28 protein-coding genes and 30 pseudogenes are annotated in these 25,548 nt (G+C 67.9%); 37 read left to right on the plus strand and 21 right to left on the minus strand.

Going from position 1 to position 25,548, the window contains the following annotated elements; genetic code table 11:
• The first annotated feature begins 19 nt into the window (after positions 1-19).
• The 3 genes from DA06_RS26805 to DA06_RS26815 all read left to right on the plus strand — a co-directional run bounded on the left by DA06_RS26805 (position 20) and on the right by DA06_RS26815 (position 1,188).
• Positions 20-349 (plus strand): hypothetical protein, encoded by a 330-nt coding sequence (locus DA06_RS26805; protein WP_418606486.1) that lies wholly within the window; start codon positions 20-22, stop codon positions 347-349.
• Positions 346-621 (plus strand): hypothetical protein, encoded by a 276-nt coding sequence (locus DA06_RS26810; protein WP_418606488.1) that lies wholly within the window; start codon positions 346-348, stop codon positions 619-621. Before DA06_RS26805 ends, DA06_RS26810 begins: the two co-directional genes overlap by 4 nt.
• Before the next feature lie 159 nt (positions 622-780).
• Positions 781-1,188 (plus strand): 2-oxo acid dehydrogenase subunit E2, encoded by a 408-nt coding sequence (locus DA06_RS26815; RefSeq protein WP_418606490.1) that lies wholly within the window; start codon positions 781-783, stop codon positions 1,186-1,188.
• Here DA06_RS26815 and DA06_RS26820 read toward each other — a convergent pair.
• Positions 1,106-1,480 carry a YtxH domain-containing protein gene (locus DA06_RS26820; protein ID WP_418606491.1) on the minus strand — a complete coding sequence of 125 codons (375 nt, stop codon included), beginning with the start codon at positions 1,478-1,480 and terminating at the stop codon, positions 1,106-1,108. The genes DA06_RS26815 and DA06_RS26820 overlap by 83 nt on opposite strands.
• Positions 1,481-1,582: 102 nt before the next feature.
• On the opposite strand from DA06_RS26820, the pseudogene DA06_RS26825 reads away from it, so the two are divergent.
• Positions 1,583-1,720: pseudogene (locus DA06_RS26825) on the plus strand (hypothetical protein); the annotation flags it as partial.
• Between the two features lie 11 nt (positions 1,721-1,731).
• Here DA06_RS26825 and DA06_RS26830 read toward each other — a convergent pair.
• Positions 1,732-2,244, minus strand: a complete 513-nt coding sequence (locus DA06_RS26830; RefSeq protein WP_418608253.1) for a DUF4383 domain-containing protein — start codon at positions 2,242-2,244, stop codon at positions 1,732-1,734.
• An 856-nt stretch (positions 2,245-3,100) separates the two neighbouring features.
• Between DA06_RS26830 and DA06_RS26835 the strand changes: the two are divergent.
• From DA06_RS26835 to DA06_RS26850, 4 genes and pseudogenes are all read left to right on the plus strand, one after another.
• Positions 3,101-3,465 (plus strand): annotated as a pseudogene (locus DA06_RS26835) (GMP synthase (glutamine-hydrolyzing)); the annotation flags it as partial.
• Positions 3,466-3,922: 457 nt separating this feature from the next.
• Positions 3,923-4,311 (plus strand): annotated as a pseudogene (locus DA06_RS26840) (AI-2E family transporter); the annotation flags it as partial.
• Positions 4,312-4,390: 79 nt separating this feature from the next.
• A complete protein-coding gene (locus DA06_RS26845) occupies positions 4,391-4,894 on the plus strand; it encodes a transporter substrate-binding protein (RefSeq protein WP_418606492.1) in 504 nt (167 codons plus the stop codon).
• 12 nt (positions 4,895-4,906) lie between these two features.
• Positions 4,907-5,140: a hypothetical protein gene (locus DA06_RS26850; RefSeq protein WP_418606493.1), complete on the plus strand. Its 234-nt coding sequence runs from the start codon at positions 4,907-4,909 to the stop codon at positions 5,138-5,140.
• Positions 5,141-5,261: 121 nt separating this feature from the next.
• On the opposite strand, the gene DA06_RS26855 is transcribed toward DA06_RS26850, so the two are convergent.
• Positions 5,262-5,447, minus strand: a complete 186-nt coding sequence (locus DA06_RS26855; RefSeq protein WP_418606494.1) for a hypothetical protein — start codon at positions 5,445-5,447, stop codon at positions 5,262-5,264.
• Positions 5,448-5,516: 69 nt separating this feature from the next.
• Here DA06_RS26855 and DA06_RS26860 point away from each other — a divergent pair.
• The 3 pseudogenes from DA06_RS26860 to DA06_RS26870 all read left to right on the plus strand — a co-directional run.
• Positions 5,517-5,920 (plus strand): annotated as a pseudogene (locus DA06_RS26860) (alpha-amylase family glycosyl hydrolase); the annotation flags it as partial.
• Positions 5,921-6,712: 792 nt separating this feature from the next.
• Positions 6,713-7,123 (plus strand): annotated as a pseudogene (locus tag DA06_RS26865) (ATP-binding cassette domain-containing protein); the annotation flags it as partial.
• 462 nt (positions 7,124-7,585) lie between these two features.
• Positions 7,586-7,866: pseudogene (locus tag DA06_RS26870) on the plus strand (VOC family protein); the annotation flags it as partial.
• Here the strand turns inward: DA06_RS26870 and DA06_RS26875 are convergent.
• The 5 pseudogenes from DA06_RS26875 to DA06_RS26895 all read right to left on the minus strand — a co-directional run.
• A pseudogene (locus DA06_RS26875) lies at positions 7,838-8,280 on the minus strand (paraslipin); the annotation flags it as partial. The pseudogenes DA06_RS26870 and DA06_RS26875 overlap by 29 nt on opposite strands.
• Before the next feature lie 2 nt (positions 8,281-8,282).
• Positions 8,283-8,435, minus strand: a pseudogene (locus DA06_RS26880) (MBL fold metallo-hydrolase); the annotation flags it as partial.
• A 40-nt stretch (positions 8,436-8,475) separates the two neighbouring features.
• Positions 8,476-8,720 (minus strand): annotated as a pseudogene (locus DA06_RS26885) (S-(hydroxymethyl)mycothiol dehydrogenase); the annotation flags it as partial.
• Between the two features lie 2 nt (positions 8,721-8,722).
• Positions 8,723-9,132: pseudogene (locus DA06_RS26890) on the minus strand (DNA integrity scanning protein DisA); the annotation flags it as partial.
• Positions 9,133-9,184: 52 nt separating this feature from the next.
• A pseudogene (locus DA06_RS26895) lies at positions 9,185-9,442 on the minus strand (tripartite tricarboxylate transporter permease); the annotation flags it as partial.
• A 111-nt stretch (positions 9,443-9,553) separates the two neighbouring features.
• Between DA06_RS26895 and DA06_RS26900 the strand changes: the two are divergent.
• A pseudogene (locus DA06_RS26900) lies at positions 9,554-10,020 on the plus strand (ABC transporter permease subunit); the annotation flags it as partial.
• On the opposite strand, the gene DA06_RS26905 reads toward DA06_RS26900, so the two are convergent.
• Positions 9,959-10,345, minus strand: coding sequence for a hypothetical protein (locus DA06_RS26905; RefSeq protein WP_418608451.1), 387 nt, complete (start codon positions 10,343-10,345; stop codon positions 9,959-9,961). The pseudogene DA06_RS26900 and the gene DA06_RS26905 overlap by 62 nt on opposite strands.
• 85 nt (positions 10,346-10,430) lie before the next feature.
• A complete protein-coding gene (locus tag DA06_RS26910) occupies positions 10,431-10,700 on the minus strand; it encodes a hypothetical protein (protein WP_418606495.1) in 270 nt (89 codons plus the stop codon).
• Positions 10,701-10,855: 155 nt separating this feature from the next.
• On the opposite strand from DA06_RS26910, the pseudogene DA06_RS26915 reads away from it, so the two are divergent.
• A pseudogene (locus tag DA06_RS26915) lies at positions 10,856-11,277 on the plus strand (formyltetrahydrofolate deformylase); the annotation flags it as partial.
• On the opposite strand, the gene DA06_RS26920 reads toward DA06_RS26915, so the two are convergent.
• Together DA06_RS26920 and DA06_RS26925 are read right to left on the minus strand one after the other, a co-directional pair.
• Complete coding sequence (locus tag DA06_RS26920; RefSeq protein ID WP_418606496.1) at positions 11,235-11,594, minus strand: glycosyltransferase; 360 nt, start codon at positions 11,592-11,594, stop codon at positions 11,235-11,237. The pseudogene DA06_RS26915 and the gene DA06_RS26920 overlap by 43 nt on opposite strands.
• A gap of 38 nt (positions 11,595-11,632) precedes the next feature.
• A pseudogene (locus DA06_RS26925) lies at positions 11,633-12,048 on the minus strand (DNA topoisomerase IV subunit B); the annotation flags it as partial.
• Positions 12,049-12,122: 74 nt separating this feature from the next.
• Between DA06_RS26925 and DA06_RS26930 the strand changes: the two are divergent.
• The 10 genes and pseudogenes from DA06_RS26930 to DA06_RS26975 all read left to right on the plus strand — a co-directional run.
• The gene (locus DA06_RS26930) at positions 12,123-12,542 is read left to right on the plus strand and encodes a DNA glycosylase AlkZ-like family protein (RefSeq protein WP_418608255.1); all 420 of its coding nucleotides are present in this window, start codon (positions 12,123-12,125) and stop codon (positions 12,540-12,542) included.
• Positions 12,520-12,873 carry an SAF domain-containing protein gene (locus DA06_RS26935; protein ID WP_418606498.1) on the plus strand — a complete coding sequence of 118 codons (354 nt, stop codon included), beginning with the start codon at positions 12,520-12,522 and terminating at the stop codon, positions 12,871-12,873. The genes DA06_RS26930 and DA06_RS26935 overlap by 23 nt, the downstream gene beginning before the upstream one ends.
• 32 nt (positions 12,874-12,905) lie before the next feature.
• Positions 12,906-13,417: pseudogene (locus tag DA06_RS26940) on the plus strand (nitrilase-related carbon-nitrogen hydrolase); the annotation flags it as partial.
• A pseudogene (locus DA06_RS26945) lies at positions 13,418-13,953 on the plus strand (malate synthase A); the annotation flags it as partial.
• 1 nt (position 13,954) lies between these two features.
• Positions 13,955-14,312, plus strand: a pseudogene (locus DA06_RS26950) (AAA family ATPase); the annotation flags it as partial.
• A 19-nt stretch (positions 14,313-14,331) separates the two neighbouring features.
• On the plus strand, positions 14,332-14,475 hold the full coding sequence (locus DA06_RS26955; RefSeq protein ID WP_418606499.1) for a hypothetical protein: 144 nt from the start codon (positions 14,332-14,334) through the stop codon (positions 14,473-14,475).
• Positions 14,476-14,480: 5 nt separating this feature from the next.
• Positions 14,481-14,782: pseudogene (locus tag DA06_RS26960) on the plus strand (sugar ABC transporter permease); the annotation flags it as partial.
• A gap of 40 nt (positions 14,783-14,822) precedes the next feature.
• The gene (locus DA06_RS26965) at positions 14,823-14,981 is read left to right on the plus strand and encodes a hypothetical protein (protein WP_418606501.1); all 159 of its coding nucleotides are present in this window, start codon (positions 14,823-14,825) and stop codon (positions 14,979-14,981) included.
• A 14-nt stretch (positions 14,982-14,995) separates the two neighbouring features.
• Positions 14,996-15,127, plus strand: a pseudogene (locus DA06_RS26970) (hypothetical protein); the annotation flags it as partial.
• An 85-nt stretch (positions 15,128-15,212) separates the two neighbouring features.
• Positions 15,213-15,902 (plus strand): annotated as a pseudogene (locus DA06_RS26975) (TatD family hydrolase); the annotation flags it as partial.
• 112 nt (positions 15,903-16,014) lie between these two features.
• Here the strand turns inward: DA06_RS26975 and DA06_RS26980 are convergent.
• A pseudogene (locus tag DA06_RS26980) lies at positions 16,015-16,488 on the minus strand (proton-conducting transporter membrane subunit); the annotation flags it as partial.
• A 107-nt stretch (positions 16,489-16,595) separates the two neighbouring features.
• On the opposite strand from DA06_RS26980, the gene DA06_RS26985 reads away from it, so the two are divergent.
• Both DA06_RS26985 and DA06_RS26990 read left to right on the plus strand, forming a co-directional pair.
• On the plus strand, positions 16,596-17,027 hold the full coding sequence (locus DA06_RS26985) for a carbohydrate ABC transporter permease (protein WP_418606503.1): 432 nt from the start codon (positions 16,596-16,598) through the stop codon (positions 17,025-17,027).
• A pseudogene (locus DA06_RS26990) lies at positions 16,979-17,305 on the plus strand (ABC transporter substrate-binding protein); the annotation flags it as partial. The gene DA06_RS26985 and the pseudogene DA06_RS26990, both read left to right, overlap by 49 nt.
• Before the next feature lie 64 nt (positions 17,306-17,369).
• On the opposite strand, the pseudogene DA06_RS26995 reads toward DA06_RS26990, so the two are convergent.
• A pseudogene (locus DA06_RS26995) lies at positions 17,370-17,710 on the minus strand (MBL fold metallo-hydrolase); the annotation flags it as partial.
• Positions 17,711-17,740: 30 nt separating this feature from the next.
• Here DA06_RS26995 and DA06_RS27000 point away from each other — a divergent pair.
• Positions 17,741-18,108: pseudogene (locus DA06_RS27000) on the plus strand (ATP-binding cassette domain-containing protein); the annotation flags it as partial.
• A 685-nt stretch (positions 18,109-18,793) separates the two neighbouring features.
• A pseudogene (locus tag DA06_RS27005) lies at positions 18,794-18,897 on the plus strand (WhiB family transcriptional regulator); the annotation flags it as partial.
• A 327-nt stretch (positions 18,898-19,224) separates the two neighbouring features.
• Here the strand turns inward: DA06_RS27005 and DA06_RS27010 are convergent.
• Positions 19,225-19,509: a UDP-N-acetylglucosamine 2-epimerase gene (locus DA06_RS27010; RefSeq protein WP_418608256.1), complete on the minus strand. Its 285-nt coding sequence runs from the start codon at positions 19,507-19,509 to the stop codon at positions 19,225-19,227.
• 26 nt (positions 19,510-19,535) lie between these two features.
• Between DA06_RS27010 and DA06_RS27015 the strand changes: the two genes are divergently transcribed.
• Entirely contained in the window at positions 19,536-20,096 is a 561-nt protein-coding gene (locus tag DA06_RS27015) for a hypothetical protein (protein WP_418606504.1), read from the plus strand.
• Positions 20,063-20,242 (plus strand): annotated as a pseudogene (locus tag DA06_RS27020) (2-oxo acid dehydrogenase subunit E2); the annotation flags it as partial. The gene DA06_RS27015 and the pseudogene DA06_RS27020, both read left to right, overlap by 34 nt.
• 171 nt (positions 20,243-20,413) lie before the next feature.
• Here DA06_RS27020 and DA06_RS27025 read toward each other — a convergent pair.
• Positions 20,414-20,650 (minus strand): annotated as a pseudogene (locus tag DA06_RS27025) (AMP-binding protein); the annotation flags it as partial.
• A 19-nt stretch (positions 20,651-20,669) separates the two neighbouring features.
• Here DA06_RS27025 and DA06_RS27030 point away from each other — a divergent pair.
• The 3 genes and pseudogenes from DA06_RS27030 (at position 20,670) to DA06_RS27040 (ending at position 21,690) form a co-directional block, all read left to right on the plus strand.
• Positions 20,670-20,885 (plus strand): DUF47 domain-containing protein, encoded by a 216-nt coding sequence (locus tag DA06_RS27030; protein WP_418606505.1) that lies wholly within the window; start codon positions 20,670-20,672, stop codon positions 20,883-20,885.
• Between the two features lie 20 nt (positions 20,886-20,905).
• Positions 20,906-21,015 (plus strand): annotated as a pseudogene (locus DA06_RS27035) (inorganic phosphate transporter); the annotation flags it as partial.
• Positions 21,016-21,690: a DNA cytosine methyltransferase gene (locus DA06_RS27040; protein WP_418608258.1), complete on the plus strand. Its 675-nt coding sequence runs from the start codon at positions 21,016-21,018 to the stop codon at positions 21,688-21,690. It abuts the pseudogene before it with no gap.
• Here the strand turns inward: DA06_RS27040 and DA06_RS27045 are convergent.
• The 3 genes and pseudogenes from DA06_RS27045 to DA06_RS27055 all read right to left on the minus strand — a co-directional run.
• Positions 21,632-21,898, minus strand: a complete 267-nt coding sequence (locus DA06_RS27045; RefSeq protein WP_418608259.1) for a TRAP transporter large permease subunit — start codon at positions 21,896-21,898, stop codon at positions 21,632-21,634. The genes DA06_RS27040 and DA06_RS27045 overlap by 59 nt on opposite strands.
• 97 nt (positions 21,899-21,995) lie before the next feature.
• Complete coding sequence (locus tag DA06_RS27050) at positions 21,996-22,292, minus strand: DUF1177 family protein (protein ID WP_418608261.1); 297 nt, start codon at positions 22,290-22,292, stop codon at positions 21,996-21,998.
• Between the two features lie 61 nt (positions 22,293-22,353).
• Positions 22,354-22,632 (minus strand): annotated as a pseudogene (locus tag DA06_RS27055) (hypothetical protein); the annotation flags it as partial.
• Between DA06_RS27055 and DA06_RS27060 the strand changes: the two are divergent.
• The gene (locus tag DA06_RS27060; RefSeq protein ID WP_418608453.1) at positions 22,538-22,807 is read left to right on the plus strand and encodes a hypothetical protein; all 270 of its coding nucleotides are present in this window, start codon (positions 22,538-22,540) and stop codon (positions 22,805-22,807) included. The pseudogene DA06_RS27055 and the gene DA06_RS27060 sit on opposite strands and share 95 nt — an antisense overlap.
• On the plus strand, positions 22,747-22,965 hold the full coding sequence (locus DA06_RS27065) for a hypothetical protein (RefSeq protein WP_418606507.1): 219 nt from the start codon (positions 22,747-22,749) through the stop codon (positions 22,963-22,965). The genes DA06_RS27060 and DA06_RS27065 overlap by 61 nt, the downstream gene beginning before the upstream one ends.
• On the opposite strand, the gene DA06_RS27070 is transcribed toward DA06_RS27065, so the two are convergent.
• Complete coding sequence (locus DA06_RS27070; RefSeq protein WP_418606508.1) at positions 22,928-23,044, minus strand: hypothetical protein; 117 nt, start codon at positions 23,042-23,044, stop codon at positions 22,928-22,930. The two genes, DA06_RS27065 and DA06_RS27070, sit on opposite strands and share 38 nt — an antisense overlap.
• Positions 23,045-23,423: 379 nt before the next feature.
• Between DA06_RS27070 and DA06_RS27075 the strand changes: the two are divergent.
• The 3 genes and pseudogenes from DA06_RS27075 to DA06_RS27085 form a co-directional block, all read left to right on the plus strand.
• A pseudogene (locus DA06_RS27075) lies at positions 23,424-23,905 on the plus strand (aminotransferase class I/II-fold pyridoxal phosphate-dependent enzyme); the annotation flags it as partial.
• A 17-nt stretch (positions 23,906-23,922) separates the two neighbouring features.
• Positions 23,923-24,423, plus strand: a complete 501-nt coding sequence (locus DA06_RS27080; protein ID WP_418606510.1) for a hypothetical protein — start codon at positions 23,923-23,925, stop codon at positions 24,421-24,423.
• Positions 24,423-24,920, plus strand: a complete 498-nt coding sequence (locus tag DA06_RS27085; protein WP_418606511.1) for a hypothetical protein — start codon at positions 24,423-24,425, stop codon at positions 24,918-24,920. Before DA06_RS27080 ends, DA06_RS27085 begins: the two co-directional genes overlap by 1 nt.
• A gap of 256 nt (positions 24,921-25,176) precedes the next feature.
• Here the strand turns inward: DA06_RS27085 and DA06_RS27090 are convergent, their stop codons facing one another.
• Positions 25,177-25,485: a hypothetical protein gene (locus DA06_RS27090; RefSeq protein WP_418606512.1), complete on the minus strand. Its 309-nt coding sequence runs from the start codon at positions 25,483-25,485 to the stop codon at positions 25,177-25,179.
• Positions 25,486-25,548 lie beyond the last annotated feature (63 nt).

Raw genomic sequence — 25,548 nt, forward strand, 5'->3', positions numbered from 1 at the left:
GCTCGGTTTCGTCACGTGGGTGCTGGGCGCGGCCGCGCTGCTCCTGACCTGGCGGGAGCGGCAGGTGCGCTGGTGGATCGTGCTCAGCGTCGTGGCGATCCTCGGTGAGGGCCTCGCCTCCATGGCCTACTTCTGGCCGCGGAACGAGATCATGTTCGTCGAGGGCCTGGCCGCCCACTCACCGGAGTACCTGACGCAGGTGGCGCACGAGTTCCAGACCTGGCACTGGCGTACCCGCATGGGGTTCAACGTGGTGGCAGCGGTCGCGTTCGTCGGCTTCCTCAGGGTCTACCGGCTCCGGTGGCAGCCCGGCACGGCGACGACGGCGGAAGGGACGGCGGGCGCATGAGCGGACGTGCGGTCCGGGTGCGGCCGCTCCGGCCGGAAGAGGTCCCCGCCGCTGAACTAATGCCTGACAGCGCAGGCGCAGCGTTCACCGGCTGTCTGTTCGTAGGTGCCCTCACCGCTATCGCTGCTCCAGCGCTCGCCGGTGCGGTGATCCCCGGTCTGGGACTGGCGCCGCTCCTTCTCCTCTCAGCTGCCGTGTCCCTGCTCAGCGGGCTGGCGATGCTGCTGCACGCCTCCGTCGGGAGGAGGTGGCGGTACCGCGAACAGCCGTGACCAAAGATCCTGCGCGCGCGAAGCAACACCGCTCAGGGCCGGCTGCTGACGACGCGGGAACACTGTCCGGAGAGCGGGTCTGACCAACCGCGCGCCCGCCGGGGACCGCCGAGCCAGCTGCAGCAGGCAGTGGTTCCGGTCATCACCGGAATCCGATGTGTGGCCCCTCGAGGTGCCGAGCGTCTGCGCAAGGTCATCTCCAAGCGCATGCGCGAGTCGCTCGACACCTCGGCGCAGCTCACCTCGGTGGTGGAGGTGGACGTCACCCGCATCGCCGGCCTGCGCTCCCGGGCGAAGTCCGCGTTCCAGGCGGCCGAGGGCACGAAGCTGACGTTCCTGCCGTTCTTCGTCAAGGCCGCGACGGAGGCGCTCAAGGCGCACCCGAAGCTCAACGCCACGATCGACGACGAGCAGGTGATCTACCACGGCGCCGAGCACATCGGCATCGCGGTCGACACGCCGCGCGGTCTGCTCGTCCCGGTCATCAAGGACGCGCGCACGCGACGATCGGCGGCATCGCGAAGAAGATCAACGACCTCGCGGCCCGCACCCGCGACAGCAAGGTGACCCCGGACGACGGGGCCGCGCCGCCGCCGGAGTAGCCCTCCCCAGTCGGGCTCTGGTCCCCGCCCCGGTGGAGACGGTCCTTCACCGTGGACGCGAGCTTGTCGGTCACCGCGGAGCCGCGCTCCTTGGCCATCTCGGTGACCCGGGACTCGACCTTCTGGACGTTCTGCTGGATGCGCGGGTTGTCCCACACCTTGGAGCTGGCCTTCTTGATCTTCTCGTACTGGCCGCGGCCGCGCGGTCCGAACAGGTAGCCGAGGCCGGCGCCGACGACGAAAGAGAACTTGCCCATGTGCGGAACCTCCGTGTGCGCGTGGTCAGGATGTCGTGCTGGTTCCCGAGCCTAGAACCGATCGCCCACGCCCGCCCGCGCTCGCCGGTCTAGCCTTGCTCCATGGCGAACGCGAAGAAGCGCGCGAACCTGTTGTCCTGGGCGCTCCTGGGCATCGACAAGATCGTGCTCGCGCGCGTGGGGGGAGCGGAGGCGCTGGGTTACTACGTGCTCGCCTTCACCATGTCGACGTGGCCGATGATCGCAGTGGCTCAGACGGTCCGGTCGGTCGCCATGCCTGCCTTCGCGCAGGTCGGCGGTACCCGGGACCGCACTCTGGCGGTCGCGATGGCGCCGACCTGGGCATTGGCGGTGCCCTGCGCCGGGTTGCTCGCGGCGAGCGCGCTGAACACGTGCAGCCAGTTGTCGGCCTGGTTGATGTTGAGGATGTTGGCGTCGGGGTTGTTCACGACGAGGAAGCCGTAGACGGCGGTCGCGCCGTAGCCGACGCCCAGCAGCCAGCCGTAGAGACGCGCCCCGTTCCGGGTGCGCCACAGCAGGACGCCGGCCAGACCGATGATCACGTGCACGACGTTGTGGAGCGGGTTCACGGCGAAGCCCAGCAGGGTCTGCGTGTGGTCGTGCTCCGTGAAGTTGCTGAACCCCGTGGCGAAGAACCCGGCGATCCCCACCACCAGGTAGACGACGCCGATGATCAGCGCCAGCGTGGTAGGGGGCCTTGGTACGACTTGCGGTCGGTGTCTGCGACATTGCGACCTCCGCACTCGATGGTGAGAAGCAGGAACCGCTTGCCCATCAAGCCAGGGCCTGTTCCGCATGACGGTCAACGAGGACGGGACCCTGTCCAACCTCGAGGACCTCGGCTACCAGGGCCGGGCGATGATCGGCCTGGTCTTCGACCGGGACGCCACCGCGGGCGACCTCAGGCTCTGGGTCACCTCCACCAGCGCCAACATCGGCGGCGAGACCCAGGAGTGGATCAGCGGGGTCAGCCTCCTCGAGGGGCCCAACCTGCAGACCGAGCACAAGGTGTTCACGAGCCTGCCCCGCTCGCTCACCGACCACCTGACGAACTCCATCGCCTACGGCCCGGACGGGCGCCTGTACTTCCTGCAGGGCTCGAACCAGGCCGCCGACCTGGACAACAGCTGGGGCCAGCGCGGTGAGAAGCTGCTGACGGCGGCGGCCCTGGTCTTCGACCAGGACCACCCGCAGGTGCAGGCCGCCATGGCCGGGGTCCAGATCCTGCGCCTCATCGCGGCCAAACGCGCCGAGCTCGGCATGTCCGTCCTCTTCATCTCTCACGACCTCGGAGTGGTGTCGGCGATAGCTGACAGGATCGCCGTGCTGTACGCCGGTCGCATCGTGGAGACAGGGACGACGGAGCAGATCCTCCGGGCCCCGCACCCGTACACGCAGGCGCTCATCAGGTGCTCGAGGCTGGCTCGGGAGGCTGACGGTTCCCTGTTCGTGATCCCGGGGGACGTCAGCTCGGCGCGCGCGTCACCTCTGGGTGCCGGTTCCGCGCGCGATGTCACGTCGCGGAGCAGGAGCACCTGCAGCACGTGTGCGAGTCGGAGGAACCAGGCCTTCATGCGTGCGGTCCCGGTCGGGCCTCACGGTGCTGGGTCCGTCATCTGCGGCCTGTCCGGCGGGGTGGACTCCTCCGTGGCGGCCGCCCTGGTGCAGAAGGCCGTGGGCGACCAGCTCACGTGCGTCTTCGTCGACCACGGTCTGCTGCGCGCCGGCGAGGCCGAGCAGGTGGAGAAGGACTTCGTCGCGACCGGCGTGAACCTCAAGGTCGTCGACGCCTCGCAGACCTTCCTCGACGCGCTGAAGGGCGTCACCGACCCCGAGACGAAGCGGAAGATCATCGGCCGCGAGTTCATCCGCGCCTCGAGAAGGCCGCCCGCGAGATCGTCGCCGAGGCCGGGCACGGCGAGGGCGAGGTGAAGTACCTCGTCCAGGGCACCCTGTACCCCGACGCGTCGAGTCCGGCATTGATCTTGAGCCGTTCCGCGAGGCGGCGCCCGACGTAGTGGCCGCTGACGAGGCTGTGCGTTCGGCGAGAAGCACGCTCCGAACGGTGGAGACGGCCGGACTGATCGAGCAGCTGCGCGCTCCGGTCCGCCAGTTCGCCGACCAGGTGGACAGCATCGCGGCACTGACTGCGACGGCATCGCGAGCAGTGCGGCTGATTCCGCCGATGATGGGTGCCGAGGGGCCGAGAGACTACGTCCTGCTGGTGCAGAACAACTCGGAGCCACGAGCGACCGGGGGCTGCCCGGCACCTACGTCCTACTCACCGCAGACCACGGCACAGTCAGCATGGTCGACCAACGGACGGCCGCCTCCATGGGAGGTTTTCCTGAGCCGATCCTCGAGCTTTCGCGAGCCGAACGAGGGCTCTACGGAACGCAGCTGGGTCCGGCTACGCGCGGGGGCACGATGATCGTGGCCCTGGCCGACGGCGTCATGGCGTTCATCCTGCTGTCGATCGTGGGCGTGCCTCTCGCCGCTCCTCTGTCGGTGCTCGTCTTCATCGGTGCCTTCATCCCCGCTCATGCGCCCCGGCCGCCATGATCATCGCCGCCGTGGTGGCCCTGGCCGCGAACGGGTTCATCGACGCGATCATCGTGACCATCGGCGTCGCGCTCATCGGGCAGATCGAGGGCCACATCCTCGAGCCGCTGGTGATGGGCAAGCAGGTGTCGCTGCACCCGGTGGTCGTCGCCCTCGGCGTGACCGCCGGTACGTTCCTCGGCGGCCTGCTCGGCGCCATCGCGATCCCTGTCCTCGCAGTGACCTGGGCCGTGTACTCGGCCCACCGGCTCCGCCGGCGCCGAGTCGTGCGTCGACACCAGCGGGGAGACCGTCAAGGTCGGCTTCCTCAACTCCCTGTCCGGGACGATGGCGATCTCCGAGCAGACCGTCTTCGACTCGCTGTCCCTCGCGGCGGAGGAGATCAACGCCGACGGCGGCGTCCTCGGCAAGCAGATCGAGGTCGTCTCCGAGGACGGTGCCTCCGAGCCGACGATCTTCGCCGAGAAGGCCCAGAAGCTCATCTCCTCCGACTGCGTGGCCGCCACCTTCGGCGGCTGGACCTCCGCGAGCCGCAAGGCGATGCTCCCGTCTCGAGAGCAACGACGCCTGCTCTTCTACCCGGTGCAGTACGAGGGCCTGGAGTCCTCGGAGAACATCTTCTACAGCGGCGCCACGACGAACCAGCAGATCGTCCCGGCGCTGGACTACCTGCGCGACGCGAGAGACTCTCGCGGGGGGCCTTGTTCCATGTTCCACGATGGGAAGGGCAGCGGTGAAGCTCGTCCACCAGGGATCGGTCGTACTGGCGGTACTCCTCTTCGGGACCTGTGCGTGCGCTCCCAGCGCGGATCGGCCGGTAACGCCGCCTGAAGCGTCGACACCGTGTCGGAGGCGTCGGAGGGGATATCCGCGCCGGCTACCTACGCCGAGGAACTGGTAGAGCTGACGAATGAGGCCCGCGGCACTGAGGGGCTGGAGCCACTCAAGATCTCCGAGTGCGCAGAGTCGGCAGCCCTCGGGCGTGAAGCCCTGGTGGACCGTGAACTGGAGCACGCGCCGCTCAAACCAGTGCTCGTGGCGTGCGAAGCAGACTCCGCCGCGGAGAACCCCTCATGAAGACCAAGCTCGCCACGATCGGCCTGGCCTCGTCCCTCGCCCTCGTCCTCGCCGCCTGCTCCGGCGGTGGAACGACCGACGGCGACACCGCGGCCGGCGGGGAGACCGGTGCGGCGTCCGGCTACCCGGAGAAGGACATCAACTTCATCGTCCAGGCCGCCGCGGGCGGTGGCTCCGACCTCAGCTCCCGCGCCCTCGTCTCCGAGCTCGAGCCGATCCTGGACACCTCCATCATCGTGGAGAACCGCCCCGGTGCCTCGGGCTCCACGGCGATGCAGTACGTCAGCAGGAGCCGGACGGCGTACACCGATCGGCTTTGTCCCCGGTCGAGATCCTCCATGCTCGGCCCACCAGACTTCGACGCGACCCCGCGACCGACGGCGACGGCGTGGGCGACCTCGCCGGCCTCGCCCAGCGGGTGGACTACCTCTCCGAGCTGGGCGTCACCTGCCTGTGGCTCATGCCCTTCTACCCCACGCCCGGCAAGGACGACGGCTACGACGTCTCCGACATGTACGGCGTCGACCCGCGGCTGGGAGACCACGGCGAGGTGGTCGAGCTGATCCGCACCGCCAGGGACCGCGGGATGCGGGTGATCATCGACCTGCTCGTCAACCACACCTCCGACCAGCACCCGTGGTTCAAGGAGGCCCGGAAGAGCACGGACAACCCGTACCGCGACTACTACGTGTGGCGCTCCGACCCCCGCCCGACACCTCCGACCAGGTCGTCTTCCCCGACGAGGAGGACTCCATCTGGGAGAAGGACGAGCGGACCGGCGACACGTGCTGCAGGTGCTCCTGCTCCGCGACGTGACATCGCGCGCGGAACCGGCACCCAGAGGTGACGGCGCGCGCCGAGCTGACGTCCCCCCGGGATCACGAACAGGGAACCGTCAGCCTCCCGAGCCAGCCTCGAGCACCTGATGAGCGCCTGCGTGTACGGGTGCTGCGGGGGCCCGGAGGATCTGCTCCGTCGTCCCTGTCTCCACGATGCGACCGGCGCAGCACGGCGATCCTGTCAGCTATCGCCCGACACCACTCCGAGGTCGTGAGAGATGAGAGGACGGACATGCCGAGCTCGCGCGTTTGGCCACCGGCGCCGCGCACGGCGAGCAGCACGAGGACGCGCTGCGAACGGTGCGCGAGCGGTACCGCCTGGCCCGCGACCCGAAGCTCGAAGGTGGGCAGGCACCTCAGCTCGGTCAGCTGCTTCGGGCCCCGGACGCTCTCGGACACCATCTCGGCTCCAGCGTGACAGTTTCTCAACGCTTCGGTGATCCCCCGGTCACTCCAACGGTAGTCGTGCGCACGGGGTCACCACAATCGCCCTCCGGGCCGGACCACGACGCTGCGGATCATCCCCTCGAACGGCCACGGCTACCCCTGAGATCCCCCCTACGCTCCGGCCGTCGGCGGGGAACGGTGGGAGTCGTTCCGGGGAGCGTGACGCATCCCAGGGGCGGTGCGCCCGCACCCCGGGAGGAGGCGTCGGGCCCCGGTGGCCTACCCTTGTTCCCGAAGCGGCCGCCCGTCCGGCGGCCGAGACCCCACGTACGCGATGCGGAGAGCAGTGGCTGAGTACATCTACTCCATGGTGCGGGCCCGCAAGGCCCATGGTGACAAGGTCATCCTCGACGACGTCACCATGGCGTTCCTGCCCGGAGCGAAGATCGGCATGGTCGGTCCCAACGGTGCCGGGAAGTCGACGATCCTGAAGATCATGGCGGGGCTCGACACCCCGTCCAACGGCGATGCCCGGCTCACCCCGGCTACACGGTGGGCATCCTGCAGCAGGAGCCGCCGCTGAACGAGGAGAAGACCGTCCTGGGCAACGTCCAGGAGGGTGTGGCAGAGATCCTCGGCAAGGTGCAGCGGTCAACGAGATCGGCGAGCAGATGGCCGACCCGGACGCGACTCGACTCCCTCATGGAGGAGATGGGCCGGCGTCCAGACGGACATCGACGCGGCGAACGCGTGGGACCGACTCCGACCCGGCGGCGCCGAGGATCGCGTCGAACTCCGGGTCGCAGTAGTGGCTGACGTTGAAGCTGCCCTCGCACGTGTAGTCCGACGTCAGGAACCCCATCGGATCGGCGATGTCGATCAGGTGGTTGCGGGAGAGGAGCGTCATGTCGTACGTGCCCTCGAGAAGCGCCGGCTCGATCGCGGCGTACTCGGCGATGTTCACCGTGACCCCGATGCCGATCTCGGCGAGGTTGGCCTGCACGACCGCGGCGAGATCCGCGAAGTCTGGCCGTTCGGTGTAGCCGAGCAGCTCGACGTCAGTTCGCCGGGTGCGTAACCCGCCTGCGCGAGCTCCCTGGCCAGCTCGAGGTCCTGCTCCACCGGGGGCGCCGTTCGGCGCCAGGGCCCAAAAGCCTCGCGCCGGGCGCCGCCGGGCCGACAGACTTGCCACACACCAACCACCGTGCGAGGAGGCACCGTGACCACCCGACTCAACCCGTACATCTCCTTCCGGGACAACGCACGCGAGGCGCTGGAGTTCTACCACGCGTGTTCGGCGGCGACCTGAGCATGAGCACCTTCGCCGAGTTCCAGATGAGCGACGATCCCGCCGACCGCCGACAAGATCATGCACGGCCAGCTCGAGGCCGCGAACGGACTGACCCTCATGGCGGCGGACACCCGAGCTCCATGGAGGCCGTCGACTCCAGCAACATCACCATCTCGCTCAGCGGCGAGGACGAGACCGAGCTTCGCGGCGAGCCTGCACCGAGGCGGGCGGGTCGATGGCCTTCAGCTCGACGCGGTTGACGCGGATGCCCCACCGGCCGGTGGCCTCGTCCAGCACGCCGCGCAGCTGGCCGTTGATCTGGTCGCGGCTGGTCAGGGTCTGCTCGAGGTCCATGGAGCCGATCACGTTGCGCAGCGTGGTGACGGTCAGCTGCTCGATGCCGGTGATGTAGTTCGCGATCTCGTAGGTCGCGGACTGGGGGTCCGTGACCTGGAAGTAGATGACCGTGTCGATGCTGACCACGAGGTTGTCCGAGGTGATCACGGGCTGCGGAAGGAGACGACCTGCTCGCGCAGGTCGACGCCCGCGCGCACCTTGTCCACGAAGGGGATGAGGAAGTGCAGGCCCGCGTACATCGTCGTCTGGTACTTGCCCAGGCGCTCGTGCGGCCGGCGACGGCGTCGGCGACCGCCTGCGCGTCGTGGGCCGGGTCGATGACGATCACGTCGGCGTCGTCACCGACGATCCACACGTTGTTGTCCACGTCCCACGTTCCGCCGTCGAGCGAGAACGTCCCGGACGTCACGAGGTTGTCGATGCGGGCGCCATGGCGCCTCCTTCTTCTGCCGGAGCGGTCGTCAGTACTTCACCACGGAACGCAGCACGCTGCCGTCGTGGATCTTGCCGAAGGCGCCTCGATCTGGTCGGCCGAGATCGTCTCGGTGACGAACTTGTCCAGCGGCAGGCGGCCCTGGAGGTAGAGGTCCACGAGCATGGGGAAGTCGCTCTCGGGCAGGCAGTCGCCGTACCAGGAGGACTTCAGCGACCCGCCGCGGCCGAAGACGTCGAGCAGCGGCAGGGTGAGCTCGGCCTCGGGTGCGGGACGCCGTCGCCCCCGACACCGATGACCCGTGCGATGGTCGGCATGTCTACCAGCTGTGCCGACGTCAGCCGCGACAGTGCCTCCAGCACGGCCGGGCTCCGGCCGACGGAGTTCCCGAGGTAGTCGCGGATCACCAGCGTGCGGTCGGGGTCCAGCCCGATGACGAGCTCCTCGAGCTGGAGCGAGAGCAGCCGCCCGTCGGTCCCCAGCTCCGTAACGTAGCCCTCCACCTCGGCGGAGATGCGCGAGACCATCTCGAGCCGCTGGATCACCGTCACCACGTCGCGCACGGTGACGAGGTCCTCGATCTCCAGGGCGGACAACGTCCCGGAGACCTCGTCGAGCCGGGCCTGTACCGCTCCAGGGTGGCGAGGGCCTGGTTCGCACGGGAGAGGATGACGTCGGAGTCCTTGGCTCACGACCTCGCCGATCGCGAAGACGCCGATCATGACGACGACGAAGTCGATGCCGCCCAGCAGGTTCACGCTGCCGAAGGTGAACCGGGACTCCGCGAAGCCCGAGGACATCCCGACCGTGGAGAGAAGGATGCCGAGGCCCGCCATGATCAGGCCCTTCGCCAGGTTGTCCCCGGAGAAGGAGATGATCGTCAGCAGTCCCATGATCATGATCGCCAGCATCTCGGCGGGGCCGAAGCGCAGGGCGAACGACGCGATCGGCGCGGCGATGAGCATCAGCAGGATCAGGGAGAGGATGGCCGCCACGAACGAGCCGATAGCCGCGATCGCGAGCGCTCCCTGCCTGCCCCTTGCGGGCGAGCGCGTAGCCGTCGACGACGGTCGCGACGGCGTGGCGTCACCGGGCGTGGCGATGAGGTCCCGCTCGTCTTCGGCGCCCTGTGCGGCGTGGTCTGCGAACGTTCCGGCATCGTCAACATCGCCATCGAGGGCCAGCTGCTCGGCGGCGCCTTCCTGGCCGCCGTCGTCGGCTCCCTGACCTCCAGCGCCTACCTCGGGATGATCGCCGCCCCGGTCGCCGGCGCCCTCGTCGGCGTGCTGCTGGTCTTCTTCGCGGTCCGCTACTGGGTGGACCAGATCATCGTCGGCGTGGTGCTCAACGTGCTGGTGGTCGGCGTGACGAGCTTCCTCTTCTCCACGGTCCTCACCGAGGACAAGGCCACCTGGAACGCCAACCAGCGCCTGCCCGAGCTGCCCGTCCCCTGCTGTCCGAGATCCCCGTGATCGGGCCGGTGCTGTTCCGGCAGACGCTGCTCGTCTACATCATGTACGCGGCGGTGATCCTGCTGCAGATCTTCGTCTTCCGCCCTGGTCCAGGATGGCGCGGAGGTCCTCGTCCGACAGCTCGATGCCCAGTTCCTCGGCAATCTGCGCGAGGGCCTCTCCGGGCTCCTCAGCCGTGAAGAAGACCTTCCCGTCAGAGTCTCGTGCGGATGTGCGCACCGAGGTGTCGCGTCCCGCCGGCGTGGTGATGGCCAGCTCGATCGACGCGCATTCCTGGATCACGATCGAGGGCCACTGCTCTGGATCGAGCCACATACGCATCGAGGGGAACCGGTCGACCAGAAGCTCGCTCTCACCGCGTGGTTCGGCGTACTCGAACCCGACGAGGTCGGACGCCTCCCGCATGCCCCACTCGTCGACCAGCACGTCTGCATAGTCATCGCCGTCGACCAGCAGGACGGGGGATCCTTCCCTGCCTCAGGGCCGCGAAGGTGCTGCGATCGCGAGGAGGTCACGGATCTCCGTGAGCACGCGGACGTCCTCGGCGGCGCGCTCGGGCTCGACGTCGTGCGCCTTGCGGCGCGCGGCGAGCTTGTTGAGGGGCAGGACGACGAAGAAGTAGATCGCGCGCGACAAGGAGAAAGTAGACGAGCGCGGTGATGACGGCGCCCGGCTGGACCAGGGCGTCGCCGATCCGGAACTCGAGGAACTCGGTGAAGTCCGGCTTGCCCACCAGCCCGGCGATCAGCGGGTTGAGCAGGGAGTTGACGATGGAGTTCACGACAGTGGTGAACGCGGCGCGACGACCACGCCCACCGCAAGGTCGACGGCGTCCCCCGGGAGACGAACTCCCTGAAACCAGCAAGCATGCAACATCCTTCACGTCGGGCGTGACGCGGGGACCCGGCGGTCACGGACTCCTGAGAACGGCGCGCGTCCAAGGAGGCCCACTGCCTCTCGGACCTGCTGTTCCGCCAGCGCTCGCAGCGGCTTCCGATCGACCCGGTCGCCGTGGTCGCCAACCACCCCGACCTCGAGCCGATCGCCGCCTTCTACGGGGTGCCCTTCCACCACGTGCCCGTGACGAAGGAGACGAAGGATGCGGCGGAGGCCGAGCTGCTGCGGCTGGTGCGCGAGCTGGACGTCGAGCTCGTGGTGCTCGCGCGGTACATGCAGATCCTCTCCGACGACCTCTGCACCGAGCTGGCCGGCAACGTCATCAACATCCACCACTCGTTCCTGCCGAGCTTCAAGGGAGCGCGCCCCTACGCGCAGGCCACGGCCGCGGGCTGGAGCTGATCGGGGCGACGGCGCACTACGTCACCGCCGACCTCGACGAGGGCCCGATCATCGAGCGCGTCGGGGAGACCAAGGCATCGTGTGAACGAATGAGGTCTGATTCCGAACTGGACGCATGTCCTAACCACGTGACGGATACGTGGGCGGGTAAGAGTTCAGCCAATTGTTTCACATCGCGCAAGTAGGCACCGTCCTCGGCGTTGCCCGCGACAGTTAAGTGAGCCGGAGATGTGACGTGCCGCAAAATCTCTATGGTCTCCCGAAGGCCCTTTAAGGGAGTTAGTCGTCCGAGGAAGAGGAAACGGGTCGGCACAGTAGGCTGCCGATAGACGAGTGGCTCTCCCGCGTAGACCGATTGTTCCGGTGATAGCCGCACACGTGCCTTTGGAAAAACCCGTCGGATGTCCGCGCCTGGCTCTGGACGAAGGTGCGTGCCTCGGTGTTGCCGAGCTTGGTCTTGGTCTGGCCCTCGAACTGCGGCTCGCCCAGCTTGACGGAGATGACGGCGGTCAGGCCCTCGCGGATGTCGTCACCCGTGAGGTTGTCGTCCTTCTCCTTCAGCAGGCCCTTCTCCCGGGCGTACTTGTTCATCAGCGTGGTCAGCGCCGCGCGGAAGCCCTCCTCGTGGGTGCCGCCCTCGGTGGTGTTGATGGTGTTGGCGTAGGTGTGGACGGCCTCGGAGTACCCGAGGTCCACTGCATCGCGATCTCCACCGAGATGCGCCTGTCCTGTTCCTCAGCCTCGAGGGAGATGATCTCCGGGTGCACTAGGTCGACCTTCTTGGTCGAGTTGAGGTGCTTGACGTAGTCGCGCAGCCCGCCCTCGTACATGATCGTCCTGCTGGACGAGTGGGTCCCGGCGCCACGCCGCCTCGAGCGCGAGGAGGCCCTGGGGGGAGTGGGTTCTGCGGTACTTCCGCGGGCACGGTCCCGCGACGCTCAAGGACTTCGCCTGGTGGACCAAGCTCACGGTCGCCGCCCGGGCCGGTCTGGGGCTCGCCAGGCCGCACCTCGAGAGCGTCGAGGTCGACGGCGTCGAGCACCTCATGGACCCCGCCACGCCGGACCTGCTCGCCGAGCACCGCCGCGCTGCCCGCGGGGTGCACCTGCTGCCCGCCTTCGACGAGATGATCCTGGGCTACCGGGACCGGTCGGCCACGTTGCCGCCCGAGCACGCCGACCGGATCGTCCCGGGCGGGAACGGCATCTTCCGGCCGACGTGGTGGCCGACGGCCGGGCGGTCGGCACGTGGAGGAGGGTCGGCACGGGCGCGCGGAGGAAGATCGAGGCCGACAGCGCGCCATGGCGAACCAAGCACCCGTTGAAGTGATCGTAACCACGACGCCTATTCCCGAGGGCACCCCGGCCGAGCAATTATCGGACTTTGTGAGCGTCGAAGAGGTGCCATCCTCGGCGGTCGTCCCAGGAAGTGTCATGAGCCTCGAAGAACTGAGTGGTCGCGTGGCGAATACGGACCTCCAGGTCGGCGAGCAACTGCTCTCAGCTCGCTTCTCCGCACCTGAGGCGATCGCAGCCGCCGCTGAGGTCGACGTTCCGGCAAACCTTCACCAGGTGACCGTTCCCCTCACCGCCGAGCGTGTCCTCGGTCGTCACCTGTCCCCAGGTGACACCTGTGGGCGTGTTCGTCTCTCTTGAGGCGAGCGAGGGCTCGCAGGACGCCGCACACGATCTGCTTCCAGGAGCTCTTCTACGGCCCCTACTTCGGCATCACCCAGGACACGAGGTACTACGCCTACGCCGAGCCCGTCCCCGGCCCGACCACCGAGCGGTTCGCCGCCCTGGCCAAGGAGCTGGGCATGGTCATCGTCCTGCCGATCTACGAGGAGGAGCGGCCGGGGGATCTACTACAACACGGCCGTCATCGTCGACGCGGACGGCAGCATCCTGGGCAGGTACCGCAAGCACCACCTGCCGCACCTGCCGAAGTTCTGGGAGAAGTTCTACTTCCGCCCCGGCAATCTCGGCTACCCCGTGTTCGACACCGCGATCGGGAAGGTAGGCCTCTACATCTGCTACGACCGGCACTTCCCCGAGGGCTGGCGGGAGCTGGGCCTGAACGGTGCCGAGATCGTCTCAACCCAACGCCACGGCGCCCGGCATCTCCAACCGCAACTGGGAGCTGGAGCAGCCGGCCGCGGCGCTGGCCAACGAGTACTTCGTCGCCGCGGCCAACCGGGTGGTCTTCGCCTTCGCCGAGGAGGCACTCGGGCGTCACGCACGGCACGATCCGCGCCACCGTGCTCATCGAGACGATCATGGCCGCGTTCGAGATGGAGGAGATCCTCTACGAGCTGCGCGAGTACTCCGCCGGCCTCAGCGCCGGCCGGTGGGACTACGTGTTCTCCGTCATCAAGAAGTTCCGTGACTCCGGGCCGGCCTTCGTGCTGCCCGACCGTGCGGACGTCACCATGGACGCGCCGTTCATGCGCGCGTACACCGAGCTGCTGGTCCGCACGTGCCACAGGCGCGGCGCGCACGCATCGGGGGATGTCGGCTCTCATCCCCTCCGAGGACCCGGTCCGCGACGCCGAGGCCGAGGAGAGGGTCCGTGCGGAGAAACGGCGCGAGGCGGACGCCGGCTTCGACGGCTCGTCGGTCGCGCACCCGGCGATGGTCGGTCACGTCCGCGAGGTCTTCGACGGCGTCCTCGGCGCCTGCCCGAACCAGGTGTGGCGCGCACGGGAGGACGTCCACGTCACCGCCCGCCAGCTCCTCGGCGGTGATCGGCAAGCAGAACGTGGTGCGCCTGGTCGTCACCACGCTGCTCTCCGGCGGGCACGTCCTCCTCGAGGACTACCCGGGCACCGGCAAGACCCAGCTCGCCCGGGCGCTGGGTCAGACGCTGCAGGCGAAGAGCAGCCGTGTCCAGTTCACCCCGGACCTGCTGCCCTCGGACGTCACGGGCGTGTCGATCTTCGACCCGAAGACGCAGACCTTCGAGTTCCACGAGGGCCCGATCTTCGCCAACGTCGTGCTCGCGGACGAGATCAACCGCGCCTCGCCGAAGACCCAGTCCGCGCTCCTGGAGGTCATGGAGGAGGGGCGCGACCGTCGACGGCGTGCCCTACGAGGTCGCCGGCCGTTCATCGTGTGGTGATCTCCTCGGAGCTTCCGGAGCTGCTGGGGATCTGCGACCGCATCTACGCACTGTCGGCCGGTCGTGTCACCGGCGTTCTGGACACCGAGCACGCCACCCAGGAGCGCCTCATGGAACTCATGACGAAGGAGAAGGACTAGGTCCCATGACCGGAACATCGAGCCTCAAGGACCTCGTGACGAGGAACCTGCGGCAGAGCGGCATCTACATCGCGTTCGTCTTCATCATCGCGCTCTTCACGGTGCTCACGAACGGTGTGCTGCTCAGCCCGGCAACATCACGAACATCGTCCTGCAGTACTCCTACATCCTGATCCTGGCGATCGGCATGGTGATCGTCATCATCGGCGGGCACATCGACCTCTCGGTCGGCTCCGTCGTGGCGCTCACCGGCGCGATCTCCGCAGTCCTCGTCATCCAGCAGGGCATGCCGTGGTGGGTGGGCGTGGCGTGATCGAGGCGGTCCTGGACGAGAGTATCGAGGGCCGGTGGTATGGATCGCCCAGTCGGACGAGCTGTGCGAGCAGGCCGTCCAGACCTGGGCGTACCTCTGGCGCGCACTCGGTCCTGATCGCCCGCTCGTCGTGAGCCGGTTCTGGGCGGGGAACGGAGCGGTTGAGGAGGGGCTGACTTCCAGGTCGTCGTAGCCACGCCCGAGAAGCTGACGTCCGCCAAGGACAGGCACGAGTACGCGTGGCTTCAAGGTTCCGAGCTCGTGATCGTCGACGAGGCGCACACCTCCGTAGCACCTGAGTACACAGGCGTCCTCGAGTGGTTGGGCCGACGCTCCCGGACACGAGCGGACCGGCGGCTGCTGATCGGCCTCTCGGCCACGCCGTTCCGGAACACCAACGAGGAAGAGACCCGCCCCCGACCGGGTCGTCTTCCACTGCTTCTCGGGCGACGTCGAGCTCGCCCGGACCTGCGCCGAGCGCGGCTGGTACGCCTCCTTCGCCGGCCCCGTGACGTTCAGGAGCAACGACGCGCTGCGGGCGGCCCTGCGCGAGCTGCCGCCCGAGCTCGTCCTGGTGGAGACGGACGCCCCGTACCTCACGCCGGCTCCGTTCCGCGGGCACCCCAACGCCTCGTACGTGATGCCGCTGACCGTCCGGACCGTCGCCGAGCAGCTCAGGCTCGACCTGGCCGAAACGTGCGAGCGCCTGACGGCCAGCACCGACGCCGTCTACGGCGCTGGTAGCCCCCGGCCCCTTGCGGGCGAGGCGTCACTCCTTCGCGAGACGTCATCTTCCCCGCGAGACGTCATCTTTTCCGCGAGAGGTCATCTCCTCCACGAGACGTCATCTGTTCGCATGCCCCGTCGGTCGGGTCACACGTCCGACAAAGTCCGCCTTGATCGTCTCCTGATACCGCTTGAACCAGGGTTCCTCCGGTTTGTGTGGGAGGGAGCGCGGCTGGTCCTGCGCGCCGAGCTGCTCCAGGACGTCACGATCCTGAAGGTGCGCACCACTGACCACATGAGCCGCATCGCGGCCCGAGCGGGCACGATCGGTCCTGGCAGGAAGACCTCTTCCAGGGCCTTCCAATCGCCGACCCGGTGCGCACCTTGACGTTACGTTCGAGGGGAGCTGGAACGCAGTCCCTGATGATCTGCACGACTTCTTCCGGAGGCAGCGGTTTTGCCAGGATCAGATGCTGGGCCAGTTGATCGACCCTCTCGACACCTGTTCGAGGAGAACTTTGCGCATGATGGACGTCGGGCGTCCAGGCGTGGAAGGGCGCCGCGCCGACCTTGAAGAGCAGGCCGACGATCACCAGGATCGTGCCGGCGAGGAGCATCCCGTCCATGCCCAGGGTCACCGGGACGGCCTCGGCGAGCCCGGAGAAGCGCACCGTGCCCGAGTAGCCGTACGCAGGGCGATGCCGAAGATCACGAACGCCGAGGTGAAGGCGCCGAGGAGGAAGTACTTCAGGGACGCCTCCTGCGAGAGGAGACGACGGCGGCGGGCCAGGCCCGAGAGCACGTACAGCGGGAGCGAGAGCACCTCGAGGGCGATGAAGAGGGTCAGCAGGTCGCCGGCGGACGACGAACATGCCGGCGAGGGCGAAGACCGTCAGCGGGAAGACCTCTGTCTGGACCAGGCCGGACCGGGTCGCGTCGGCCTCCTCGACGGAGCCGGGGCGGGCCGCGGCCGAACACGCTCGTCTACGTCGGTCTGAGCGCGGCGATCACCATCCCGCTGGCGTTCCTGCTCTCCCTGCTGCTCTACTTCCCGGGGCTGCGGGGCCGGGGGCTGGTGCGCGTGCTGCTGTTCTCCACCTACGTCGTGCCGACCGTCGCGATCGTCATCATCTGGTCGAACCTCTACGCCCCGGGCTACGGGCCGATCGACAACGTGCTCGCGCTCGCCGGCATCGGCTCGCCCGGCTGGCTGAGCAACCCGTCCACCGCGCTCGTCTCGCTGGTGATCTTCAACGTCTGGCAGATGCTCGGGTACTACGTGGTCCTGCTCGTGGCGGGACTGACGCAGATCCCGGAGGAGGTCTACGAGGCGGCACGGCTGGACGGCGCCGGGGCGGTGCGGCAGACGGTGAGCATCACCGTCCCGCTGCTGCGCAACACGCTCGTCTTCGGCGCCGCCAGGCGATCTCCTACGCCATCAACCGCGAGGAGATCACCGACACGATCTTCAACGGCACCCGCACCCCGGCCAAGGACTTCACCTCCCCGGTGATCGACGGGTGGAGCGAGGAGGTGCCCGGCAACGAGGTGCTCGAGTTCGACCCGGAGAAGGCCAAGGAGCTGTGGGCCGAGGCCGAGGCCATCGAGCCCTGGGGCGACCGCACCTTCACCATCGCCACCAACACCGACTCCGACCACCAGCCGTGGGTGGACGCGGTGAACAACTCCATCCGCAACACCCTCGGCATCGAGGCGGAGATGGAGCCCTACGCGCAGTTCTCCGAGTTCCTCGACGCGCGTGACAACCAGGAGATGACCGGCATGTTCCGCGCCGGCTGGCAGGGCTACCCGTCCCTCGCCAACTTCCTGGCACCCATCTACACCGAGGCGCCGGCTCCAACGACGCGAGGGTCAGCTGGGAACCGAGCAGCGGGATGTCGCGGCGCTGACGCAGCAGGTAGGGACGCCGCCGATGTGGTCCTCGTGGCCGTGGGTCAGCACGATCGCCTCGATGTCGTCGAGACGGTCGGCGATGTAGTCGAAGTCCGGCAGGATCAGGTCGACGCCGGGCTGGTTGTCCTCGGGGAAGAGGACGCCGCAGTCGACCACGAGGAGACGGCCCGCGTGCTCGAACACGGTCATGTTCCGGCCGACCTCGCCGAGCCCGCCGAGCGCGACGATCCTCAGGCCTCCCTGCGGGATCGGACCGGGTGCGGACAGCTCAGGATGGGGGATGGCTCACGGACCCATCTTGCCAGCACGGCGGACCCGCTCTCGGCGCTGACGCCCGTCTACACGATCGGCGACCAGATCGTCGAGGCGCTGCAGATCCACTCCGGGCTCGACGACCGGGCCGCGCGGACGCGGGCCGTGGAGCTCCTCGACCTCGTCGGCATCCCCAACCCGCAGGTCCGCGTGCGGGCGTTCCCGCACGAGTTCTCCGGCGGCATGCGTCAGCGGGCCATGATCGCCATGGCGATCGCCAACGACCCGACCTGATCATCGCCGACGAGCCGACGACGGCTCTCGACGTGACGATCCAGGCGCAGATCATCGACGTGCTCAGGACCGCGCAGCGGGAGACCGGGGCCGCCGTCGGCATGATCACCCACGACCTCGGCGTCGTGGCGGGGAGTGGCTCTGGTCAGACGCGATACGGACTGGCGATGGTGGTCATGGTCGACAGGGGGAGCCTCCCACGGGCGTGGGCGATTCAGCGTCAGCTCGCGCCTGACCTGCCGGCCGGGGAAGCCGCGGGTTACTCGACCGTGGCACCAGAGACACACGCCCTTGGACGAAGGAGACCGCATGAAATCCCGACCCCGCACGGCCCGATCACCCTTGGCCGCAGTCGCCACGGCCTCCGTCCTTCTCGCCGGAGGAATGGCCGTACCCGCAACGGCTCTTCCCCGCGTCGCTCCCGCATCCTCGTGCGAGGCGGTGGCCGCCTCCGTGCTGGCGGACATGACGCCTCAAGCACAAGATCGGCCAGCTCGTCATGTCCCAGCCCGGACGCGGCGCGCAGCGGCGGCGGGACGGCGCCGGCGCGCGCGCCGGAACTGGGTCCGGAAACTGGTTCTTTCGTCACAATTCCGAGGGTACGCAAACCCGAGGAGGGCGGGACGAGCAGGCACCCGGACAGCGCAGAGGGGGCTCGTCACACTGTGACGAAAGGCACGCACTTTACCGGCCAGAAATTTTCCGGAAACCTCTTGTCGTCGGTGGCACCGCGTGTCAGGGTTGTCGAAGCAGTTTTCCCGTCTCGCGCTGCCCCCTCCGCAGACTCCATGGTCCGACGCATGCGTTAAGGAGACCCGAATGGATTGGCGTCACCGCGCCGCCTGCCTCACCGAGGACCCCGAGCTGTTCTTCCCATCGGAAACACCGGCCCGGCCCTCGTGCAGATCGAGGAGGCCAAGGCCTGTCCGGCGAATGCCTTTAACTTCAGTCTGTAGGTTCAAGTCGGATGCCGGCCCTCGCGTGGTGATTCGCCGCTGTCGACCGGATCACGTTAACCACTCGTCTCGAAGAATCGGAGATCGCGTACTCGAACGGGGGGCTTAGTGGCTCCATCAGTTGCATGCTGCGCTATCGTGATGCGTACGGCATCCACAACGTCGCCCCGAGTCCAAAACCAGTCGAAAATGATGCCGCCTGAGTCGAGCGCCTCGGGCCGCTCTATAGCGTCGCGTATGGTTACAGCGGGGAAAGCCCCAGGATGGTCGATTCCTCGGATATAGTCCCCTGAGTCAGAGAGAACGCAACGAGCGTTTTTTTTCTGTAGACTGACGTAATCGTGAAAAACCTAACGGCGGATGCAGCGTGACGTTAGGATCAACTGGGATGCCGTACTCTTCGATTCGCTTGCGTGTCCGCGGATGGGTGGAGAGAAGGACAGGCACACCCTGATCGAGCGCCACTGCCGCTAGGGCATTAAGTAGACGGCCTAACCTGTCCCGCATGTCGACGTTCTCTTCACGGTGCGCGCTCGCAACGAGATACGCGCCGTGCGAGAGCTTGAGATCGTTCAGTATTGTGCTTTGGCGATTTCGTCGGCGTAGTGTCTAGCACTTCCGGCCACGTACAGCTCGAGAACGACCCGTCGTTCGAGAACGTCGGGAACCTGTACCGGCTCCTCGGGCTCGCGGACGCTCCCGTTCTTGCGGGACTTCTCGGCTTCGGCGTCTTCGTCCTCGTGGTCCAGGCGGTCGCCACCCGGGACATCGCGCCCGCCTACCCTGCGGCCGGGGCGGCGCTCGTCGTGGTCTCGCTCGTCCCCGGTGCCGTGTACCTCGGCCAGTACTCCAAGGACGTCCTGGTTCTGCTCATCACCGCGCTGGCTCTTCGCAGGGCAGGGAGCGGACGCTTCGAGCTCCTTCTGGTCACCACGATGCTGGTGTACGCCGCCGTGTTCCGGAACTGGTTCCTGGCCATCGCGCTCTACGTCGTGCTGCGGCTCATGATGCGACGCACCACCAGCCTGAGCCGGATCTTCCTGGTGATGGTCCTCGCCCTGGGCGTCCTGGCGTTCCTCTTCCCTCTGCTCGGGTGCCGGCGAAGTCGGTGCGCAAGCGCACGGCGGAGGCGATGGTGGCGTCGGCGTTCACGGCGCCGCACGTGACCGTCTTCCACACGGTCGACGTCACGCGCACGATGAAGCTCGTCGAGCGCCTGAAGCAGGACAAGGAGTTCGCGGACGTGCGGGTCACGCCGCTGCTCGTCGTCATGAAGGCGTTCATCCACGCGGTGCGCCGCCACCCCGAGGTCAACGCCTCGTGGGACAACGAGACGAACGAGATCGTCTACAAGCACTACATGAACCTCGCATCGCGGCCGCGACGCGCGGGCCGTGGTGGTGCCGAACATCAAGAACGCCAACCGGATGAAGCTGCACGAGCTCGCGGTAGCGCTCGGGGACCTCACGGCCCGGGCGCGGGCCTCCACCGTCGCCGCGTTCCCCGCGTTCTCGACGACGGCCACCACGCAGGCGGAGTCGGACAGGATCCAGTGCGCCTGCTCGGCGGAGCTGGACTCGTAGACGGGCACGGGCACGGCGCCGGCGTGCCAGGCGGCGAGGTCCACCAGCGTCCACTCGAGCCGGGTGCGCGACATGATCGCCACCCGGTCACCGACGCCGACGGCGGCGATGAGCCCCTTGGCGAGCTCCTCGACGCGCGCCAGGGTCCTGCGCACGATGACCGACCTGCGTGACTACTGGGTCGAGGTCGACCATCTCGAGCGTCAGGCGGACCGGGCCTACCGGCGCCTGGTCGCGGAGCTGTTCGAGCACGAGGAAGACCCCATCACGGTGATCAAGGTCAAGGGGGTGCTCGACGCGCTCGAGGAGGGCGCGGACGCCTTCGAGCGGCTCGCGAACAGCGTCGAGAGCATCGCGCTCAAGGAGTCCTGAGCGGCGTGGACGTCGTCCTCCTGCTGGTGGTGGTGGTCGTGGCGGTCGCCCTCTCTTCGACTTCACGAACGGCTTCCACGACGCCGCCAACGCCATCGCCACCTCTGTCTCCACCCGCGCGCTCACCCCGGTGTCGCCGTGGCCCTCGCCGCCACCTGAACCTTACCTAGAGCACGCACGCCTAATCGAAGAAGACGTTCAAGAGATCAGCGCGTCTGATCTTCGCCCATCGCGGGTTCGCCGTGACTGGAGGCCAGACATTCTCGTGGGCGGGCCACCGTGTCAGCCGTGGTCGGCTGGTCACCAGAAAGGCCTCAACGACCCGCGTGGCAAACTCATTGCGCATTACCTCCGCCTCATCGACGAGGCTAGCCCTCGCCTTGTTCTTTTCGAGAACGTCCGGGGACTTGTCACGGCACTGGGCGCAACGGGCACACCGGGAGAAGTGCTGCGAAGTATCCAAAGCGACCTTGCCGACATGGGTTACGCGAGCAGGGTTGCCACACTCAATGCAGCCGATTATGGCGCAGCGCAGCGCCGAGTCCGGCTCCTGCTGATGGCTACGCGAGAAGGTCGTCGATCGAACGCCCCTCGTAGCCCCAGCCGATCAGTCGCTCCGGGGCACAGGTCATGCCCCGATCGTCCCACACGAGGAGATCGCCACCTGCGCCCCTGCCGGACCGGCCCCGGCCGACGGGAGTCAGAGTGCGCTCAAGCAGCGGGCACGAGGGGCGAGATTTCGGGACTCATCTGCCTTGGGTCGCGCGTGATCGGGCGGCGCACCGCGTGCACCCACCGGTTTTGAGCCGGTTCGGCACGGTTCCCTTTTGTACATGGCCGTTGCGGCAAAGCCACCAACGTGCCGTGTTGCCGGCGACCACGTCCACCGGTGCGATGTTCACCGAGGCGCCGAAGGCGGGGTCGTACCCCTCCTCCTTCTGCCGCTGGTGAAGCGTGCCGCCGATCGCCGCGGCCGCTGCGACGGCCGAGCCGGACAGCGCCCCGAACAGCATGTTGCCGACGACGTTCGTGTGCGCCAGCGCACCGGGGGATCCTGCCGGCGAGCACGAGCGCGAGATCGATGAGCCGGCGCGCGATGCCGCCCGTTGTTCATGATGTTGCCGGCGAAGATGAACAGCGGGACGGCGAGCAGCGAGAAGCTCTCGATCCCACGTCATCTGCTGCCCTATCGACGTACGTGGCGTCCTCCCACGGCAGGAACCACCGGGCGGTGAGGAACGAGGCGACACCGAGCCCCGACCGAGATCGGGACTCCGACGGCCACGACGCGGTCTCCGTCGTCAGGGCGACGCCGACCACCGGGGACCTCCGCGCCACGGCCGGCTGGAGGATCGAGTTGATGTGGTACAGGCCGTTGGCGTACGGGGTGATGTCCTGCGTGGACAGGGGGGAAGACCTGGGCGGCGACGCCGCACACCGTCTCGTAGGTCGCGACGAGGTCCGGGCTGACGGGCAGGATGTAGCCCTGCCGCACCGTGGGGGGAGATCGCGATGCCGCGGTGGTTGATGACGCGGTTGCCTTGGTGGTGTCGATGGAGATCGCGTCCATCTCGGGCAGGACCTCGTTGTCGTTCATCGCGCCATGTCCACCGGCGAGTCCATGAAGGGCACCGGGTCGTGGGGCCTGGTCGGTGCCCACGACCTCCATCGGACAGGCGCTCGCGGAGCTGCGCACGTTCACCGACGTCCAGGAGTATCCCGCTCTCACGGGGGAGGGAGCGCGCATGAAGTTCGACTGGGCGAACGACTGGCCCGTCTTCCTCGAGCCTTCGGGCAGACGCTCTACATCGTCGGCCTGTCCCTCGGCATCGGCGGGGTCGTCGGGCTCCTCCTCGGCCTCGTGCTCTACACGACCCGCCGCGGTGGCCTGCTGGAGAACCGCTACGTCTTCACCGGCCTGAACGTGCTGGTGAACCTCGTGCCGATCCCGTTCGTCATCTTCATCACGGCGGTCGGCCCGCTGACCATCGCCCTGACCGGTTCGCGGATCGGCACGGAGGCCTTCATCGTGCCCGCGGCGATCATGACGTCGTCGCGACGTCCAGGAAGGCCCAGCTGAAGTTGGCCAGGACCGCCGCCCCCAGCGCGATGAAGATCCCGCGCAGCACCAGCGCGCCCACGATTCCGAACAGCAGCACGCGCTGCTGCAGGACGGCCGGGGACCGCGAACGCGGAGAGAAGCAGCATGAACACGAACAGGTTGTCGACCGAGAGGGACTTCTCCACGAGGTACCCGGTCAGGTACTCCACACCCGTGGTGGATCCGTAGCGGGCCCAGATCCACCCACCGAAGGCCAGCGGCAGTGCGATGTAGAAGACGCTCCAGCCCACGGCCTCCTTCATGGAGACCTCGTGGGGCCTGCGCACGAGGAAGTCGAGGACGAGCAGGGCGAGGACGAAGCCGATGGTCACCGCCCACAGCGTGGGCGTTCCGATCGTCGTCAGCGCGGGGTCAGCGGGCGCAGTGCTCTCGGAGGGGCAGCAAATTGGCCTCCGGGGGGCTCTCTGCGAGGTCTCCCCGACTCGGTGCTGGTCACCAACGGCGGCAAGCAGGCGGTCTACCAGGCGTTCGCGGCGATCGTCGACCCGGGCCGACGAGGTGCTGCTCCCCGCCCCGTACTGGACCACCTACCCGGAGGCGATCACGCTCGCCGGAGGCACCCCGGTGGAGGTGTTCGCGGGCGCCGACCAGGAGTACCTCGTCACGGTCGAGCAGCTCGAGGCCGCCCGCACGGAGCGCACCAAGGCCCTGCTGTTCTGCTCGCCGTCGAACCCGACGGGTTCGGTCTACTCCCCTGAGCAGACCGAAGCCATCGGCCGTTGGGCCGTGGAGCACGGCGTGTGGGTGATCACCGACGAGATCTACGAGCACCTCTCGACGACACGGTCTTCACGCCGATCCAGAAGGTCGTCCCCGAGCTCGTCGACACCTCGATCGTGCTCAACGGCGTCGCCAAGCGTACGCAATGACCGGCTGGCGGGTGGGCTGGATGATCGGCCGGTCTACATCCCCACCGTGCTCGCCGTCGGCGACACCCCCGAGAACATCGAGGCCTACACCAAGCAGCAGACCCGGTGGGCCACCGGCGCGTTCGAGATCCTCTTCAGGGCGAACCCGCTGACCAACCGGCGGCTGTCGGTGGACCAGCGGCTCCAGTACTTCGGGACCGCCACGTTCTACCTCGGCGGCGTGGTCACGTTCGCTCTCCTGCTCCTCCCGCCGCTGCAGATCTTCCTCGACCTCACGCCGATCGCCGCCGACCTGCCCTGTCGGGAGTGGGGCGCTGGTACTACTCGGGCTTCTACCCTCATGCAGATCGTCGTGGCGACGTACACCATCGGCTCGTTCCGGTGGGGAGACGCTCCTGCTGTCCACGGTGTCCTTCCCGATGTACATCCGGGCGGATGGGAACGGGCACTCGCCGAGACCATGCTGCCGAGCCGCACGCTCGTGCGCCCGCTTCTCGTCGTCGTCCCGAAAGAGTTCGATCAGAGCATGACCGAAGGACAAATCTGATGGCCTCCAGCGACGCCCTCATCGTCGGCGAGGGGTGGATCAGCGAGCACTACTTCACCACCGATGCCACCAAGCAGTCCTTCCAGGCCCGTGTGCTCGAGCGGCGCAAGGCGTGGGAGGAGATCAAGGACATCGGCTCCGTCCGGACCCGGTTCACCCAGCACCGGCGCTGGCTCCTCGACCAGTTCGCCACCCTGGGCGAGTCGCACCCGGCCGGCACGCTGCGCGAGGTGTACGACCGCCTCCTCGACGTCCTCGGCTACCGCGGCGTCCGAGCTCCGCGTGCGCAAGCTCGGACCCGTGATCCTCGGCGACGTGCGGATCACGGTCACGCCGGCCGGGCCCGGGACGTGCGTGGCGGACTGGCAGGAGGACGTGTGGCTGCGCGGTCCGCTACCCCGCGGCCTGACCCGCCTGGTCCTGAGCCGGTGCTCGAGGCGATGACGGCGCTCGCGCTGCAGAGGGTCGCGCGGCACCTCACCACCGCTGCCGACTGACTGCTACCGGCGGATCGTCGTGGCTGAGGCGGTCCCCAGCTCTCGCTGGCTGGGCGGTGCACGGCACGGTGGTCGCGGATGCGAACCTGGGACCTGTGGATCAGGCATGACGGAACCGGCCGTGTGGATCGCCGACATGTCGGCCCGCATGACCGGCCACCATCAGGCACATGTCTTCAGAGAACACACCGCTGCGACTGCGTCGGAGCGACATGACCTTTTCGGCGTCTTCCAGCCAGGCGCGACCGCGGACAGCTCAGCGCTCGCCAGTACACCCATAGTCGTCGGCGGTGACGATCGAGTGCAGCAGCTCGCGCACCTGGTTCTCCCGCGCGAGATAGACCTCCGGCTGCTTCGCCTCGTCGTCGCTGAACCGCACGAACGACCACCAGCCGTCGGGGAAGACCGTCGGCGGACGTCGCGCGTAGGCCCACGGCACGAGCCACCCGCCCGAGCTCGTCACGGTCACACGGATCCGGCGGTGCTCCCCCGCCTCGTTGAGGATCTCCACCAGCTCGTCCTCGGCCAACCAGGTCACGTCCACACCGGCGAGGTAGGAGGTCACCACGTCACGGCCACGCGTATAGAGGTCCGGCGCTTGCGCTCCGTGTCCATGACAGGACGGTAG

Origin of the sequence: Georgenia sp. SUBG003, assembly GCF_000715355.2 — a bacterium.
GTDB lineage: Bacteria > Actinomycetota > Actinomycetes > Actinomycetales > Actinomycetaceae > Georgenia.